Annotated in this window: 15 protein-coding genes; all 15 read left to right on the forward strand. The window is 34.8% G+C overall.

Annotated elements, in window-relative coordinates:
• Positions 1-59 precede the first annotated feature (59 nt).
• The 15 genes from KTJ72_RS02190 to KTJ72_RS02260 all read left to right on the forward strand — a co-directional run bounded on the left by KTJ72_RS02190 (position 60) and on the right by KTJ72_RS02260 (position 17,980).
• Positions 60-1,427 (forward strand): hypothetical protein, encoded by a 1,368-nt coding sequence (locus tag KTJ72_RS02190; protein ID WP_217304038.1) that lies wholly within the window; start codon positions 60-62, stop codon positions 1,425-1,427.
• 111 nt (positions 1,428-1,538) lie between these two features.
• Positions 1,539-2,819 carry an NRAMP family divalent metal transporter gene (locus KTJ72_RS02195; RefSeq protein WP_249419535.1) on the forward strand — a complete coding sequence of 427 codons (1,281 nt, stop codon included), beginning with the start codon at positions 1,539-1,541 and terminating at the stop codon, positions 2,817-2,819.
• A 125-nt stretch (positions 2,820-2,944) separates the two neighbouring features.
• The gene (locus KTJ72_RS02200; RefSeq protein ID WP_051592224.1) at positions 2,945-3,895 is read left to right on the forward strand and encodes an LCP family glycopolymer transferase; all 951 of its coding nucleotides are present in this window, start codon (positions 2,945-2,947) and stop codon (positions 3,893-3,895) included.
• Positions 3,896-4,119: 224 nt separating this feature from the next.
• The gene (locus tag KTJ72_RS02205) at positions 4,120-4,830 is read left to right on the forward strand and encodes a YveK family protein (protein WP_057198466.1); all 711 of its coding nucleotides are present in this window, start codon (positions 4,120-4,122) and stop codon (positions 4,828-4,830) included.
• Positions 4,831-4,842: 12 nt separating this feature from the next.
• Positions 4,843-5,562 carry a CpsD/CapB family tyrosine-protein kinase gene (locus KTJ72_RS02210; RefSeq protein WP_217304039.1) on the forward strand — a complete coding sequence of 240 codons (720 nt, stop codon included), beginning with the start codon at positions 4,843-4,845 and terminating at the stop codon, positions 5,560-5,562.
• 10 nt (positions 5,563-5,572) lie between these two features.
• Entirely contained in the window at positions 5,573-6,364 is a 792-nt protein-coding gene (locus KTJ72_RS02215) for a tyrosine-protein phosphatase (RefSeq protein WP_217304040.1), read from the forward strand.
• Positions 6,365-6,384: 20 nt separating this feature from the next.
• Positions 6,385-7,014, forward strand: a complete 630-nt coding sequence (locus tag KTJ72_RS02220; protein ID WP_057198462.1) for a sugar transferase — start codon at positions 6,385-6,387, stop codon at positions 7,012-7,014.
• Positions 7,015-7,029: 15 nt separating this feature from the next.
• Positions 7,030-8,115 (forward strand): glycosyltransferase, encoded by a 1,086-nt coding sequence (locus KTJ72_RS02225; RefSeq protein ID WP_217304041.1) that lies wholly within the window; start codon positions 7,030-7,032, stop codon positions 8,113-8,115.
• A 16-nt stretch (positions 8,116-8,131) separates the two neighbouring features.
• A complete protein-coding gene (locus KTJ72_RS02230; RefSeq protein ID WP_057198458.1) occupies positions 8,132-8,899 on the forward strand; it encodes a glycosyltransferase in 768 nt (255 codons plus the stop codon).
• Between the two features lie 21 nt (positions 8,900-8,920).
• Positions 8,921-9,781, forward strand: coding sequence for a hypothetical protein (locus KTJ72_RS02235; protein ID WP_217304042.1), 861 nt, complete (start codon positions 8,921-8,923; stop codon positions 9,779-9,781).
• A 15-nt stretch (positions 9,782-9,796) separates the two neighbouring features.
• Complete coding sequence (locus KTJ72_RS02240; RefSeq protein ID WP_041153099.1) at positions 9,797-10,681, forward strand: beta-1,6-N-acetylglucosaminyltransferase; 885 nt, start codon at positions 9,797-9,799, stop codon at positions 10,679-10,681.
• 59 nt (positions 10,682-10,740) lie between these two features.
• The gene (locus KTJ72_RS02245) at positions 10,741-11,847 is read left to right on the forward strand and encodes an O-antigen ligase family protein (RefSeq protein WP_217304043.1); all 1,107 of its coding nucleotides are present in this window, start codon (positions 10,741-10,743) and stop codon (positions 11,845-11,847) included.
• A 68-nt stretch (positions 11,848-11,915) separates the two neighbouring features.
• Entirely contained in the window at positions 11,916-13,133 is a 1,218-nt protein-coding gene (locus tag KTJ72_RS02250; RefSeq protein ID WP_217304044.1) for an MFS transporter, read from the forward strand.
• Positions 13,134-13,169: 36 nt separating this feature from the next.
• Positions 13,170-14,579: an oligosaccharide flippase family protein gene (locus tag KTJ72_RS02255; RefSeq protein ID WP_217304045.1), complete on the forward strand. Its 1,410-nt coding sequence runs from the start codon at positions 13,170-13,172 to the stop codon at positions 14,577-14,579.
• A 551-nt stretch (positions 14,580-15,130) separates the two neighbouring features.
• Entirely contained in the window at positions 15,131-17,980 is a 2,850-nt protein-coding gene (locus tag KTJ72_RS02260; RefSeq protein WP_217304046.1) for a KxYKxGKxW signal peptide domain-containing protein, read from the forward strand.
• The last annotated feature ends 32 nt before the right edge of the window (positions 17,981-18,012 follow it).

The following is an 18,012-nucleotide window of genomic DNA, read 5'->3' on the forward strand; positions in this document are numbered from 1 at the left end:
ACACACCTTCTAAGCTCTGATATAATTAGTAGTAATAAATAAAGAGGTGTGATCGTCTGATGAATAAGAAGGCCAAACTTACATTGGGTCTATTTTTAATATCAATTGCATATATGTTATTTTTCATGCACCCAACAATTTGGCGTGACGAAAGTTTCACGATGGCATTGGTAGGACATAATTACGGGGATATAATCAGACTGGATTCGATGGATGTGCATCCACCGTTTTACTATATAGCATTAAGATTCTTCTTGAGTATCACCGCTTTTTGGACGAATTCGTTATTCACTAAGGTCATTATTGCGCGATTATTTTCATACATATTAGCTATCTTAACGTTTTTAACACTGTCCAAGACTGTGAAGAACTTGGGTGTTCCGGGCGCCAATGCCATTCAATGGGCGGGCTTTTTCTTAGCACCAAGTATTATGAGATACTCTACGCAGATTAGAATGTACGCTCTAGCTGCACTGTTCTTAGCGTTGGTATTGAACCAATTGCAGCACTATGATAATTCGCAAAAGATTGGTCATATTTTCTTAGCAGTTATCTTTGCTTCGTTTGCATCGTATACTCATTACTTTGCAGCCGTTGCAGCGGGATGGATGCTGTTCTTATACTTCGTTAAATTCCAATTTAATAGATACGATGGGAACGCCATCCTACGTGGGATTATCGTATTTTTGGTAATGTTTGTTCCATGGGGAGTTGTCGCATTTGCACAAGCCCAACAGGTGTCATCTTCCTACTGGATTCCACCGGTCAACGTTGATAACATTATCAATAATTTTGTAAACTTGTTTGCGGATGTCTTTACCGATAACGGTGGCCAATACTATGCGATTGCCTTTATGGTATTACTAATCTATCCAACGATTTGGGCATATCTAAACATGTCGAAGAAGTTTAAATCCACCCTCACCATTGTACTTTTGGTCTTCGTATTAACCACTTTGACTGGGATTGCAATTTCCGTAGCGGTAAGACCAATTTACATTGCTAGATACGCTTATCCAGCATATGCTGTGGTTATCTTTTTCATGATGACGATTGTGTCACAAATGATGAAAAAGCCACTGAGTCGTTTGTCCAATTACTTTATGACATCTATATTGGCGGTGGGACTAACCATCATTATCGGAATGAACGTTGGTTTTCTAGGCAGTAATCAATTTAATAATTACATCATGCCAAGTTACAATTTAGCTGATTCAGTTGAACAATATAAGGAAAATCCAAATAATGTAATCCATCTAAATCCAAACCAAAGTCCAAATTCAATTGTTGAAAAAACGGTCTACATTAAATCAATTAATAAACGTGTTTATATAAAAAATTTCAATGTTGCAAGAATTCTTGGGAAAGATAATCAAAAGCTATTCTACGGGTTATTTGATAACGTTGATCAAAGTTCAAGTAAATAGATAAAGGGGTTGTTATGAAAAATAACAACCCTTTTTTATTGGAAAATTTTTTTGTACAATTGAATACCCTGACTGTTGAGAGAGATAAATAAATTGAAAGGATACTTATTGATGAAAGAAATAATAGATTCAGAAATTAACGACACTTCGAGCAACCGTCTGAAAGGGTTCTGGTTGGAGTTGAAAAAGTGGTTAATCGTGATTGGCCCGGGGCTGATTGTTATGCTTGCCGATACCGATGCAGGGTGCTTAATTACGGCAGCACAGTCTGGTGCTAGTTATGGTTATTCTATGATTTTACCTCAGTTGTTGTTAATTCCAATTCTATTTATGGTTCAAGAAATGACGGTTCGCTTAGGAATCGTCACAAAGAAAGGTCACGGTGAATTAATCCGCGAATACTTTGGTAAATTCTGGGCATATGTATCAGCAATTACCTTGATGATTTCAACGATTGGAGCGCTTTTGACCGAGTTTATCGGAATTGCCGGAGTCGGAGAATTGTTTGGAATTTCCAAATGGATTACCGTACCAATAAGTACGTTTGTCCTAATCCTAATTGCCTTCTTAGGTAGTTACCGTCGTGTTGAAAAGATTGGGATTATCTTTGGTTTGTTTGAATTAACATTTATCATCGGGATTTTCATGGTTCATCCAAACATGGATTCTATCATGACCGGGATTCAATCGATTCCAATCCATGACGATGGATATGTATATTTGGTAGCCGCAAACGTTGGTGCGGTTATTATGCCGTGGATGATTTTTTACCAACAAAGTGCGGTAGTTGATAAGGGCTTGAAACGTCATATGATTAAAAAGGAACAGACAGATACAATGGTGGGAACATTCATTACCCAAGGGATTATGATTGGTTTCATTGTTTTGTTTGCTGCGACCGTGTTTCATAGTAAACTTAATGCCACCGAAGAAACTGTTGGTGATTTGGTAACATCAATCGGTAGATATATCGGGATGGCTCCAGCCAAAGCGATTATGGGATCAAGTATCCTAGGTGGAGCACTTGTTGCTGCCATCGTTATTGTTTTAGCCGGGACATGGGGCATGACTGAAGTGTTGGATTGGAAACACAGTTTAAACGAACGCATTAATCGTTCCAATCTAGGTTTTTATTCAATGTATTCATTGGTGTTAATAGTTAGTGCCTTATTGGTATTGTTCAATGAGGACTTAGTTTCAATCGCAATCACCGTCGAAGTAATCAATGCCTTGATGGTACCGATTGTGCTTGGATTCTTATTAATGCTTGAAACCAAAGCGTTACCAGATCGATATAAGATGAAGGGGATTTACAAAAAAATCGTAATTATTCTTTCATTAATTGTTATGGTTTTTGGTATCTACATGATTTTTCCAGTCTTGAATTTGTAATTATAGGAATATAGAATTAGGAGTTAAGTGGATTATGCAAAATTTATTGATGTATAATTGTTCACGGAAATTATGAATATTAATTATGAAAGAAAAGAGTGAGTGTTTTGAATAACGACGAAAACATGAGTCGAAGAAACAACAAAAACACATCCAAGAAACACATGAAGACTTGGAAAAAAGTTGTTTTATGGATTATTGCGTTATTGATTGTGTTAGTGGGAGTAGGTGCATTTGCCGCTTACCATAACGTGAAAAAGACTGCTGATGCAGTATATCAACCTTCTGGAGCGAAAACTGTTAGGGATGCCGATTCCCTTTTGAAGTCTGAAAAACCAGTATCATTACTATTTATGGGTACCGATACTGATTTCGATGGTAGAAGTGACAAGGGTCGTACAGATAGTATGATGATTGTGACCTTAAATCCAAAGACCAATACAACCACAATGGTAAGTATCCCACGTGATATGAAGGTTAATTTACCTGATTTTCCACAATACTCACCATCAAAAATCAATGCTGCCTACACTTACGGTGGTTCCAAAGAAGCAATTAATGCCATCGAAAGTCACTTCAGCATTCCAGTCGACTACTACGTTACTTTGAGTCTAGGTGGACTTAAGAAGGCCATCGATCAAGTTGGCGGAGTCGATGTTGTTTCTCCACTAACATTTAGTTATGAAGGCCAACACTACACTAAGGGCAAGTTAGAACATATGGATGGAAACAAAGCAATGTGGTTCTCCAACATGAGATACCAAGATCCACAAGGTGATTACGGTCGTCAATACAGACAAAGATTAGTATTGGAAGCCCTAATGAAGAAGGCCATTTCATACAAAACTGTGATTAATTCTGACTTTTTGAACTCAATTTCTCATAACTTGAAAACTAATTTGACCATGAGCGACATGCTTCAATTAGCATTACATTACAGAGGAACTAATAAAAACATTAAGAGTGATTATGCACACGGAACTGGTGAAATGCTTGACGGTGTATCATTCCAAGATGTTTCTGGTACTGAACAAAACCGAATTTCTAGCCTAATCAACGAAAGTTTGAAAGATTAAGTAAAAAAATAAAAAAGATACGACATTTTTGTCGTATCTTTTTTTATACATCTGTTCAAAAAGGGAAAATTTAAATTGAGTTATAAAATGTTTAAATCTTAATTAGACTACAGTTATATTTGTCTAGTTCCCTTTTCTAGCGTTTTTAAGATGATATAATGAACAATTGTTTATAGTTTAATTAATACAGCTATTTAAAATAACTAATAGAAGGGTGCTTTACAGTGGAGAAACAAGAAACTAATTCTTTAGAAGAATTAAACAAAATCTTTCGCATTTTGTCTAAACATATCAAATTGATAATTTCTACGGTTGTAATTACAGTATTAGTTTTTGCAATCGGAGTATTTTTTGTCGTAAAACCAAAATACCAAGCGACATCAGAAATTATTGTTAGTCAAAGATTGGATCGTGATGCTCAAGCAGCAGAACAACAACAAATTCAATCTACCGACTTGCAACTGGTTAATACATATAAAAGTATTTTAGGTAGTCAAACAGTTGGTAATTCAGTAAAGCATAAAGTTGGTAACAAGATTTATAAGGATAGTGAATTAAACGTTTCAACCGATACAAATTCACAAGTTATTAATATCAATGTTACTTCTCATGATGCAAAGCAAGCGGCTAGAATCGCTAATATTACTGCTACTACCTTTAAATCCAAAATCAAGAACATTATGAACGTAAATAACGTTTCAATTATTTCAAAGGCAAGAGAAATTAAAAAACCAATCTTCCCTAAGAAGGGGATTAGTTTACTAGCTGGTGCACTGGTTGGTATTATCTTAGGAATGTTCTTAGCACTATTAAGTGAATTTAACGATAAAACGATATCTACCACTGACTTTATCGAGGAGGACTTAGGCCTAATTAACCTAGGAACAATTAGTGATATTGATATGCAAACCATCAGTAAACAAATTAAGAAATAAAGGAAGAGTGTAATGGGATTATTTAATAAGAGTCCAAAGAAAAAACTAAATGACGACAGTTCCAAATTTGGGGTTAATTTAGTCGCTGAATTGTACCCAACATCATCAGTATCTGAACAATTCAGAACCGTAATGACTAACATTTCATTCGCAAACATCAATGGTGATCTAAAGAGCGTTATGGTGACCTCAAGTGATCCTTCAGAAGGTAAGTCTACTTTCAGTGCCAACTTAGCCGTTACTTATGCTAAGCAAGGTCGAAACGTGGTGTTAGTAGATGCTGATATGAGAAGACCAACTGTTCACAAGAGTTTTAACGTCAGCAATCAAAAGGGGTTATCAACAATCCTATCTGGTAACTCAACAATTGAAGACACTATCAAATACACTTCGATAGATAACCTAAACGTAATTACCAGTGGTCCAATTCCACCAAATGCATCTGCATTATTAGGAAACCGTAAGATTATTGACATTATCAATAAGTTCAACAAGCCCAATGACTTGGTAATCGTTGACGTCCCACCAGTTAACACAATGACTGATGCATCAATCGTATCTACTACAGTTGACGGCACCATTTTCGTATTACCACAAGGTGTGGCAGAAAAGAAGCGTGCCAAGATGGCCGTAGAACAATTAAAGAAGGTTAACGCCAACATCCTAGGTGGTGTGATGAACATGTCTAAGGACAACATCACCAACGATTACTATTACTATTATTCAAAGTAGGAGTTATTAAATGATTGATTTACATTGTCACATGTTGCCATCTGTAGATGATGGGGCAAAGACTATTAGTATGGCTCTGGATATGGCACGAGAAGCCGAAGCAGAGGGAATCAATAAAATCCTACTAACTCCCCATCACATGGATGGCGAATATATAAATCATAGAAATGACATCGAAATAGCGGTTGAAAACCTACAAAAGACCTTTAACGATAATAATATCGGTATTGAATTACGCCCGGGGCAAGAAGTTCACATCAACGGGGATATTTTAAAAGACATTGATGAAGACGATGTGTTGTATGCGGACGGCACTCACAAGAAGTATATGATGCTTGAATTTCCACACAGTGGGGTTCCTGAATATGCCGAAGACATGATTTTTGAATTGAAGGTAAAAGGAATTATTCCAATTATTGTTCATCCAGAACGTAATCACGGCATTCAACAAGATCCTGACATCCTATTTGATTTAGTCAGTCAGGGATGCCTAACCCAAATCACGGCCACCAGTTATGTTGGTGGATTTGGTTCAACCATTCAACGCTTTACAGATAAAATCGTTGATGCAGGCCTTGGTTTCATGTTTTCATCTGATGCCCATAACATGGAGGGCCGTCGTTTTAGGATGAAGGAAGCCTTTGACCGCTTGGCAGAGAAGAAGGGCAAAGACGTTGCCTTGCAATATGAACAAAACGCCGAAAAGGTATGGAACAGCGAAACAATTGAAATTGGAAATATAGATAGAGTTAAGAAAGAAAGCACAGCTTCTAAATTCTTTAAGAAGCTTTTGGGGAAATAGAGAAGGTAGGTTAAATAGAAATGGAAAAGCATTCAAATATTTATAGTAATTTTTACCTTACTGTTAAAAGATTATTTGATATTGCTGCTAGTTTATTTGCGTTACTAATTACGTTACCACTAACTTTGGTGGTATCACTTTGTATTTATTTAGATGATAGAGGTCCCATTTTTTACACCCAAGAAAGAATTGGTAAGGATGGCAAACCCTTTAGAATCTACAAATTCAGATCAATGTGTCAGAATGCTGATGCTAAGAAAAAAGAATTAACCGAACAAAATGAAGTTAATGGGGCCATGTTTAAGATGAGCAATGACCCTCGAGTAACTAGGGTAGGGTGCTTCATTAGACGGCATAGTATCGATGAATTACCACAATTAATCAACGTGTTATTGGGTAATATGACAGTCGTTGGTCCCAGACCACCTTTGCCAGAAGAAGTCGATCAATACAGTCAACACGATAAGGAACGTTTAAAGGTTAAACCTGGTTGCACCGGTCTATGGCAAGTCAGTGGAAGAAATTCCTTAGACTTCGATGAAATGGTAGAACTAGATATTGATTACATTGAACATGCGAGTCTTTTGTTAGATGTGAAGATTTGTTTTAAGACGGTTTGGATTATGATTTATCCAAACGAAGCGTATTAGTAACAGGGAGATTTTATGCCAAGAGAGAAAGAAAAACTGAAAATTATGTATGTTGTAGAGTCACTCGGAGGAGGAGTGATCTCATACCTACTACTTTTATGCAATGAACTAGCTAAAAATGGTAATGATATTACCTTGCTTTATGGGGTTAGAAAACAAACTCCTGATAACTTGAGAGAACTATTTGATAACAGAGTTAACTTAATCGAAGTAAATAATTTCCAACGTGCTGTTAGTCCTAGTGCCGATTACAGGGCATACTGTGAAGTTAAGCAGCAAATAATGGATATCAGACCAGATATCGTGCACTTGAATTCATCAAAAGCAGGGGCCATTGGTAGAATGATCAAACTATTTAATTCCCGTAGCTTGAAGAATACCCAATTCTTCTATACACCACATGGTTACTCATTTTTGATGGGAAACGAATCACCTGTAAAAAGAAATATATACTACGCTATTGAAGCGATACTAAGCAAGCTCAATACCACAACCATTGCGTGTGGGATTGGTGAATACAAGTATGCCAAAAAAATCGATAAGGATTCTAAGTATGTAAATAATTGCGTTGATTTGGATTACATTGATTCATTTGTGAATAGTGATTCGAACACTTTGACAAACGTTTTCTACACTGTCGGTAGAATTAACGAACAAAAGAATCCAAAATTGTTTAATCAAATCGCTTTAAGACACCCTGAATGGCAATTTGTTTGGATTGGTGATGGACCAATGAGAGATGAACTATCAGCATCCAATATCAAGGTGACAGGATGGCTTACCAACCAAGAAGTGATGAAAAACATTCAAGAATATGACAACTTTATTTTGACATCTAAGTGGGAAGGCCTTCCAATCGTGTTATTGGAAGCGATGGCCTTACGAAAGAAATGTTTCGTCACAAATGTTAGCGGTAATTCAGAAGTGATTAATGACACTAATGGATTTAAATTTAACACCGTTGATGAATTTGATAAACAATACGCAAGCATCAAAAAGGATGAAAACTTGTGTAAGGGTGTAATGGCACGTAAAGACGTTGAATGTCTATATTCAAAGGACTCATTTGTGCAAGGATACAGCAGAATTTATGAGGGATAGTTTTAAGGAGAACGAAATGATTTCAGTAATTATGTCTACCTATAATCGTGGTAAGAAGATTAGTCGATCAGTTGAATCAATCTTGCAACAAACAGTCAGAGATATCGAATTTATCATTTGCGATGATTGTTCAACCGATGACACTTACTCCACATTACAAAAGATTGCCAAGTCAGATAATCGTGTGAAGTTAATCAAAAACGAACATAACATGGGACTACAAAAGTCTCTAAACAGATGCCTTAGTCAATGTAATGGTGATTATATCGCTAGAATGGATGATGATGATTTTTCATTGCCAGATCGATTTGAAACACAATTGAAGTTTTTACAAGACAACCCGGAATATAGTTTTGTTGGTTCAAATGCCGATGAAGTGTTTGATGATCATAGCCTAGTCACTGATTTACCAAGTCATCCAGACAAATTCGACTTGATTAAGAGAAATCCCTATGTACATCCATCTATTATGATGCGAGCATCAGTAATCAAGGCAGTCGGTGGTTATTCTGAAGCTATCAATCACCTAAGAGTGGAAGATTATGAACTATGGATGCGTCTATACAAGAATGGCTATAAGGGTGCCAACATCAAGAGACCGCTAGTGGAATATAGTAAGTCATTTACTAACACTAAATTTTTAGACCGCAAGAATACCATTAGATTAGTACATCAATATATTTTTGCTTTTAACCTACCAATTTTCTATGAATACATTAATGTACTAACTGCTGCCAAGTTATTGGTGCCAGCTAAATTAAAGAGATTAATAAGACTTATATAGTAAGAGGGATTTGATTAAGAAATGAGACAAGCAATTCTCGTTATGAACAATGGTGGATTTGATACTTTACAACAAACAATCAATCTACTGGATGATAAAGATATTGATTTTTATATTTACGCTGAAGATGACGGTAGTTTAACTGCCAAGAACTCAAAGCTAAACTTTGTGGGATGCAATAAGAAGGTACATGCCCAAACCTTTGCTGAACTAGTAGAAGAAAAACTACTAATTAACCAAGCATTGAAGGGTGATTATGAATACTTCCATTTAATTTCATCCAACGATTTTCCATTGATGACCAAGCAATACTTCAAAGATTACTTTGCAAGTAAACCGGTTAAATTAGGATTTGTAGAATTCTCTGATTCTCAAGATCAACATTCATTGGCTTTCTACTACCCATTTAACAACTTTAACTACCAAAGAGTATGGACTGCTTTCCCATTCGTTAAAGTGTGCATGTTATTAAACCACCTTTTAGGTGTTGAAAGAATTTCTAGTGATGATGTTGTAAAGGGATGTCCTTACTTTTCACTACCAAGAGAATATGTAACCGAATTAGACGAACAAAAGATTGATAATTATCGTCACACCATTAATCCAAAGAACTTCTTTGCCCAAACCGTATTGAAGAATTTAAAGACTAATAATCCTGAATACACAATGAACTCTAACCGTTTTAACTTGATGAAAGCTTATGGTGATTCAGCTAGATATGCCAACTATGTCAAAACTAAAAAGATTAATTGGTTCGATGAAAATGCTTATCAATTCTCTGACGATGACAAAGACGAACTAGGCAAAGTTGTTAATTCTGACTATGCCTTTGCACACAATGTAACCGACGGTGACGACTTAGCGTCATTATTGAAAGATTAAGATTGGGAGGAAACTATGAAACACGCAGTTATGATTATGGGATACGGAGACGGCAAGATTGTTCAAAATACCATCGATGTATTAGATGATCCAGAAATTGATTTTTTTATTCATTGGGATAAGAAATTTGATATTCCAGAATTTAAGAGTGTGCACTCTCAAATCTACTTCACTAAAAATCGTCGTAAGGTTTATTGGGGTACCGATACCCAAACAATGGTTGAACGCATGATGTTAGAAGAAGTCTATAACACTCATCGTTATGGTTATGTCCACCTAATCTCATCAAACGACATGCCATTAATGACCCCTGATTATTTCAAGTCATACTTTGAAAAGAAACCATATGCAATTGGTTTTCTAGATTATATCGACAGACAAATTTATAACCGTGCCAAGTACTACTATCCAATTAGATACATGAAGCTAAAGACCGGTGTTAGATTCTACATGATCATTAAGAATCTGGAATACCTAAACACAATTTTGGGTGTTAATAGATTGAAGCACAAGATACTGGAAAAGGGATGTAACTGGTTCTCAATGGACATTAAATACGTCAAAAGAGTGCTTGATTTTAAGGACTTCAAGATGTTTAAGAACACATTTACTGGTGATGAATTTTTTATTCAAACCATCTTGCGTGATTTGAAGCCAAAGGGACTTACTAAAAAGTATGATTACTATTCCGATGATTACAGAATGACCAAATCAAGTGCGATGGCAAGTCGTTATATCGATTGGCTTAATGGTCATGGTAAACCATATGTCTTTACTACCGATGACGTGGATCGTCTAAAGACAGTCGTTAATACCGATTATGCATTTGGTAGAAAGATTGATGATGAAGCAGTAATCACAGATACCTTTAAAGACTACTTATCTAATAAAGGAGAATAAACGTGGATACGATAGACATAATAAAACAACGATTATATCTTTTTTCGTATATAGTTTTAATGGCTACATCAATGCTATATATGTACAGTGAATTTAATAGTGTTGATCAACTTCCAAAACCTGGATATGTAAAAATGATTTGGTGGGCTGGAATTACCGTATTTCTTGTATCACAAGCCACGCTTTTATTGTTAAACATCAACGATCGACTTAAGATGAGTTGCTTAATCATTTTAGCTGGTTTGTTTTTGCTTGATTTAATAGGATTTAAATCGATTAATTTTCCAATTATTTGCTTGTCGTTTTTAATCATGAACAGCGAATCGGTTAGCTTTAAGAAATTTATTAAGGTCGATTTTGCTACCAGACTTGTCTGTATTGCTTCAGTTTTAATAATGTTTTTCTGTGGTATTTTTCCTAGCCAATATGATGTATACGTTCCAAGAGGGGACACCATCCGAAGTTCATTAGGATTTAACCATCCTAATTCATTTGGTGGGTACTGTTTATACATTCTGATTTCATTTTTACTTTTCTTATATAGTACGGGACGTCTACAAAACTTAAAGAAAATCAGCAATCTATTCTGGTTATTACTAATGTTTATCACAGGATTCTTTATTGAATTCGTATATGCAGATTCAAGAAGTTCACAAGTGGCATTTATCTTAATGGTACTACTAATTATTCCACTCGTATTTAACAAAAATATCAAATCATTTAAGCCGTTACTGGGAATTTTTCTCCTATTAATTATGACTTTAACATCGGTCATGGTCGTTTTCTACTATGATCAATTCAGTACCTTTTTTGTGAAGTTAAACGATTTAACTTCCAACCGCTTATTCCTTCAAAATGAGGCTTTCAAGGTATTTGGTTTTAATCTATTCAACGTTAGTGATTTCGCACAAGGTAATCCAATTTGGGTAGATAACCAATACGTTTATAACCTGATTTCGACTGGAATTATCGGTTCTCTAATTTATACATATATATACGCAAAGTCATTTGTTAACGCACATAAGGCTAATTGCTATATTTTGTATATTGTTTTAATTGCGCTAATCTTCAAGGGTAGCTTTGAATCAACATTAATTGATTACTATGCATTGCTACCAATTATCTGTTCATTTTTCATGGTAAATAAAATTAGCATGAAACAATAATCGGGTATTATTTTTTCTTTGGGTATATGTTATTATAGACAATTGCTTTAAACAGAGGAGGAATAATTTTGGACGATAATAAACATTGGCGTAAGAATCTTTGGATATTGCTATTTGGTACTTTTCTAACAGGAATTGCCTTTAGTGAAGTTATTCCATTTCAACCGCTATATATTTCTGAATTAGGCGATTTTAGTAAGAGTCAACTTTCACTACTTAGTGGAATTGTGTATGCTTCTTCTTTTATTGTCGTAATTTTTACATCGGCCATGTGGGGACGATTTGCGGATCGTCATGGACGAAAGAGAATGGTGCTACAAACATCATTCGGTTCAGCTGTAACGTTATTCTTAATGGCTTTTTGTACCAATGTTTGGGAACTTCTAATCCTAAAGTGTTTACAAGGATTCTTTGACGGAGTTATCCCTAACTCAATCGCATTGGTTGCAACCAGTACGCCCAGAAATAAGACTGGATATGCATTAAGTTGGCTATCAACTGGATACACAAGTGGATTCTTAGTTGGACCTATTTTTGGTGGGTTATTAGTACGACTATTGAGTATTCGTGTTTCATTCATGGTAACGGGATTACTACTATTTTCGTTCTTTTTACTAACTTACTTCTTCGTAGAAGAACACTTCAAGCCAGATCCAGCTAAGCTAAAAGAAAAGAAGGAATCGTTTGTTAAAATCATCAAGCGTTTCCCAAACACACACTTTGTTGTGTGGATTTTAATTATCTCAATTGCGCTTCAAATTATGAACAACTCTATCAATCCATTGATTACCTTATACGTTAAGGAGTTAATGAATAACTCTGGAAATGTATCAGTTGTATCAGGGATTGTGGCAGCCATGCCTGGTATTGGGATGGTACTTGTTTCTCCTTGGTTCGGAAGACTAGGGGACAGATACGGTACCAACAAAATCCTAACACTTGGTTTTATCTTGGCAATCCTATTTATTTTCCCTCAAGGATTTGCACCAACCGTACTATTCTTTGGTGTCTTCAGATTCTTAACCGGGGTTTCAAATGCGGCAATTTTTCCATCTGTTCAAACATTGCTGGCAAAGGGAACACCATCAGAATCTACAGGGATGGCATTTAGTCTAAACCAAGGTGCACAAGCTGTTGGTATTTGTATTGGTTCATTAATGGGAAGTATTATTTCATCTATCTGGGATTATAATGTGGTCTTCTACGTTAGTGCCTTAGTGGTATTAGTCACATTCATTCTAGTTAAGATAAAAGTGCCGGAATTGAGAGATTCGAAAGCAGAATAAGTATTTTTCATTAAGAATGTAGGTGTAAAAGGATAAATGAATAAGGGATTTGTTAAAAATATAATCAATCTAATGGTCAGTAACTTAATATCGCTGATGATTAGTGTCTTATCATCATTTATTACGCCTGTGATCTTGGGCCATGATGGATATGGTTACTATAAAATATTCTCACTATATACGACTTATGTACCATTGCTTCACATTGGATTTATCGATGGAATTTTAATTCGAAATGCTGGTAAAAAACTAGAGAATATCTCGTTTAAGAAGTTTAGAACCTATACGTTATTCTTGTTAATATTTGAGCTATTCTTAAGCATTGTAATGAGTATCTTTGCATGCTTAATCAATATCCCGCAAATTAATCGAGAAATCATTATTGCGATTGCTATATATTCATTCTTATTGAACGCACTAACATACTTTCAGTTTTTCTCTAAGTGTATTATGCGTTTTAGTGAATTGGCATCAATAGCAAGACTTCAATCATTTATAAATCTATTCTTTTTACTATTAGCTTTGTACCTATATAAATTTACAGCTTTCAATGTAAACGTTACTTACTACATGTTTTACATGAACTTTGCTGTGTTTATATTGCTTTGCTACTACCTCGTCAGATATAAAAAAATTATATTAGGTGAACGAAAAACGATTGCTAGCCAATTCCAAAATATCCGGGTATTTTTCAGAGTTGGTTTCGCAATTATGATCTCGTATCAAATTACAATGGTGATGGTTAACGCTGATAATCAATTTATCTCAATGTTCTTTAAGGTTAGCGAGTATGGTAAGTATGCATTTGCTTACTCGTTAGCTGCATTGTTATTAACGGTATTTAATGCCGTTTCTTCGGTAATGTTACCGTACATGAAAAAGGCCGGCAAATCAGCGGTTGTATCTAATCATGATTCAAACATGGCAGTCATGAATGCAATTGTCTTTTTCGTCATTGCTTCATACTATCCAATCGCTTGGATAGTTAACAACTTTATTGCTAGTTATAGTGAATCTGTACAATATTTAAGTATCGTCTTTCCGGGAGTCGGGATTACTTGTATTGTGCAGTCTTATATATTCAATGACTACATCATGGCAAAGAAAATTAAGGACTTCTGCTATATCTCATTAGCAAACTTGGTATTTGATTTTGCCGTTTACTACGTTGGATTTAGATTGAGCCATAGTACGCTTAAGATAGCGCTATTATCAATTCCATTGTTAATGATATGGTATCTAACACTTGAATGGTTTATGAACGCTGACTCTGGAGTAAAGTTTATTAAGAACTTTTATTACTTGATGATTATGGCATTTGCATTCATTGTCATTAGCCACATCAGTAATATCTGGATCAGTCTGATTGCATACGTCATTACGTATGTTGCTGTTACATTAGCGTTTTATTTTAAAACATTTAAAACTATTATCTTAAATTTATAAAGTAGCATTAAAAACTAATCTTAAAATAATCGTCGTTTTTTAGGGAATTAATCAACGGATGCTATATTAAATGATGAATAGGTAAGAGAAGATAGATTACTTTATTCCAGGGACTTTGTCCCACGTTTATTAATCCATAATTAAAAAAAGAGGCCTCTTCAGAGGTCTCTTTTTATTTATACAGTTGTATAAATAGTTGGTGTGAAATTTAAAAAAATTTAAAATGACAATACCTAATTAGACATTGATTACAAAACATTAATACTATATAATGATTTTGTTATGAAAAAGTAATTTTTAGGGGGATTTGTTGTCCCTTTTTGGAGAAATTCATAAATTACATTCAAAAATTGGTGTATTGTTAGTTTCAATACATATATAGGATGAGTAATGCCGTGGGGGAATTATTCATCCAAATCTTTTTGATTATTGGATTATCAATAAGATTTTTTACAGAAATAAGTATTTGTATAAATATTTACTTCTGTTTATTGTTCGTTTAATTTGTTTAATTTGTTTAATTTTTTAAGGGAATAGATAGGAGTTTAGTAATGGAAAATAGAAAACTACATTATAAAATGTATAAATCTGGAAAAACATGGGTAGTTGCAGGTATTTGTACTGTTTCTTTTGGACTAGCTGTATTAAATAATCATGTTCAAGCAAGTGCAAATGAAACTGACGAAAATGTACAAATTGTACAATCTGCTGAATCTAATAGTGTAACAGTTTCGGGTGCATCTGGAACTGCTACTCAAGCTAGCTCTGCTTCAGCACAACAATCTAATGTAGCTTCACAATCTAGTTCAAGCGTGAGCTCATCAGCATCAGTTCAACAAAGTAGTAGTGCAAGCACATCTTCATCAGCACAACAATCAGTTGGCTCAAATGCAGTAACTGTTGCTCAACAATCAAACAGCTCTAATGCTGCTTCAACAATTGTAAGCGATCCTAACGATCCTAACTATGATTTTAATTATGCACCAACATTTAATTCTAAATTTAACCAAAATTATCACTACAATAATCCACAAGGTTTCTCTAATGATATCCAAAGTATCGTTCCACAATACGATGAAAATGGAAAAGTTAAATATTGGGAAGTATATTATTTAGGTACCCAATACCCAAATAACTTTAAATATTCCAGTCATTGGTACGGAGTGAAAACAACAGATTTTGTTACATTTACACCACTTGTGAATGAAGCAAATCCAACATCAAAAGACAATGTTGCAATTCCTGACGCTGTATACAAAGATAAGAATGGAAATGCTGTTGAAGTTGCAGATAATAATAAGAATGGTATTCCATGGGATTATGTTGCTACTGGTAGTGTTGTTTTAAACAATGCGATTAATAACAAACCACTTGTAACAAAAGATCAATGGGGAAATGCTATTGATGCAAATGCTAAGTTATCTTATTTCTCAACATTCTCAAACACTGGTGGATCAAAAGGTATTTATTTAGCATACAGTAATAATGGATCACAATTCCATCCATACAGTGATGCACCAGCAGTTACTTCTGATATTGTTGGAAAACAACCAAGTACAGACTTTAGAGATCCATTCGTTACTAATAATGGTAAACAACTAATCATGTATGTTGCTGGTGGACTTAACCACAAGATGTTCACATTAACTAGTACCGATGGTGTTAACTGGAGTCATAATCCAAATGATGATGTTCAATTAGACGGATTGGTTGAAACTCCAAGTATTCAAACTATTAAAGGACAAACAATCATGTTCTTTAGTGCTCAAGCAGGAATTGTTGGAGACCAAAAAATTGGATACACTAAATATATTACTGGTAACTTAGACAAGAATGGTATTTTTAAACCCACTGGTAAAGTTCAAGTTCTTGATAATGGAACTGATCTATACGCTGGAAACTACGTAAAAATTGACAATGATACAGTCGCATATGTAGGTTGGATTAGTGATTGGGTTTATTCACCAACTATATGGACACAATCAGCATTCCCTGGTAATCAACATGCTGGTGGTTTCTCTTTACCAAGAGTTCTTCAATATGAAAACCAAAAGGTTCTTACTACACCAATTGAACCAGGACAAACTAAGCTTGATTCTAAGACTAAAGTTAAGTCAACTAAGAACGTTGTTAAGGTTCCATCTTCAAAGAAGGTTGAAATTCAATACGACGCTGGATCAAATAAAAAGATTTATCTAGTTCGTAACGCTCATAACAGCATTACTATCACTTTTGCTAACAACAAAATGACTGTAACTAGAAAAGAAGACAAAAACGTATTCAAGGGTATGAACGTTACTACATCCACTAGTTTAGAAAACACTAAGATTAAACGTGTTGTACTTTATGTTGATAATTCATCTGTTGAAATTTATCTACCACAACTAAAGAAGATGTTCACTGTTCAAGATATTCCAAATGAACACGCTAACCAAGCTTACTCACTAAAGACTGATAAATCTGGAAAGGTTAATGTATATTCATTCACTGGATCTGTTGATAGTAACTATGTGAATGGACTATATTCAAGTGCGCAAGATAAATTAAACAAGATGAAGAGTCGTTTTGGATCAGAAGCTTCTCACTTATCATCTGTTTACTATGCAAACAAGAATCTAAAGACAGCAATGAGCTACATTAACAAAGCTAAGAATGTTAGTGGTGATGCTACAGCTAATATTTACTTAGCAATGGCTAACTACTATCTATCAAACGCAAACTACTGGAATGATGTATCAAGTGATTTAAAGGTTGATGCTAACTCTGTAGCCGATAGATATGTAACTCGTTTAGGACAAGCTAAAGCATCATACAATAAAGCTACAAAAGCTTTAAATGCAGCTAGGAGTAAGATGAATAAGAAGCACTCACGTGCGAATGTTAATGCATACAACAAGGCGCTAACAGCTTATCGTGCATCTCAAAAGACTTATGATGCATTTGTTAATGATGTGTATAGTCAAACTTCAGGTGCATTAAAGGACACTAAACGTCAAGCTGCAGCAGCTAAACGTAAGGTAAGTTCAGATAATGCTCAATTAAGCAAGCTTAAGAAAGCTATGAAGAAACATCATAGTAAGAAACAAGCTAAGAAGTTAGCTGCACAATACAAGAAGTTAACTAAGCAAGCTAAGTCAAACAAGAATGCATACTCAAAACTTATTAACAAGGAAAAGGCAATTGTTAGATTTTCAAAAGAAATCTCAACAATTAACCGTGATAACAAGGCTTTAAAGACTGCTAAGTCAAAGGCTTCAAAAGCCAAATCAGCTGTAAAGAAGCACAATACTCGTAAAAACAAGGCAGCATACGCTAAGTTAGCTAAGCAAGTTAAGAGTTTAACTAAAGCTATTAAGAATGCTGAAAGTTACATTAGCAAAAACAGTGCTACTTTTAGATAATGATTATCATTATCAATAAAAAAAGAGACCTT

The organism is Apilactobacillus waqarii (genome assembly GCF_019061205.1).
GTDB lineage: Bacteria > Bacillota > Bacilli > Lactobacillales > Lactobacillaceae > Apilactobacillus > Apilactobacillus waqarii.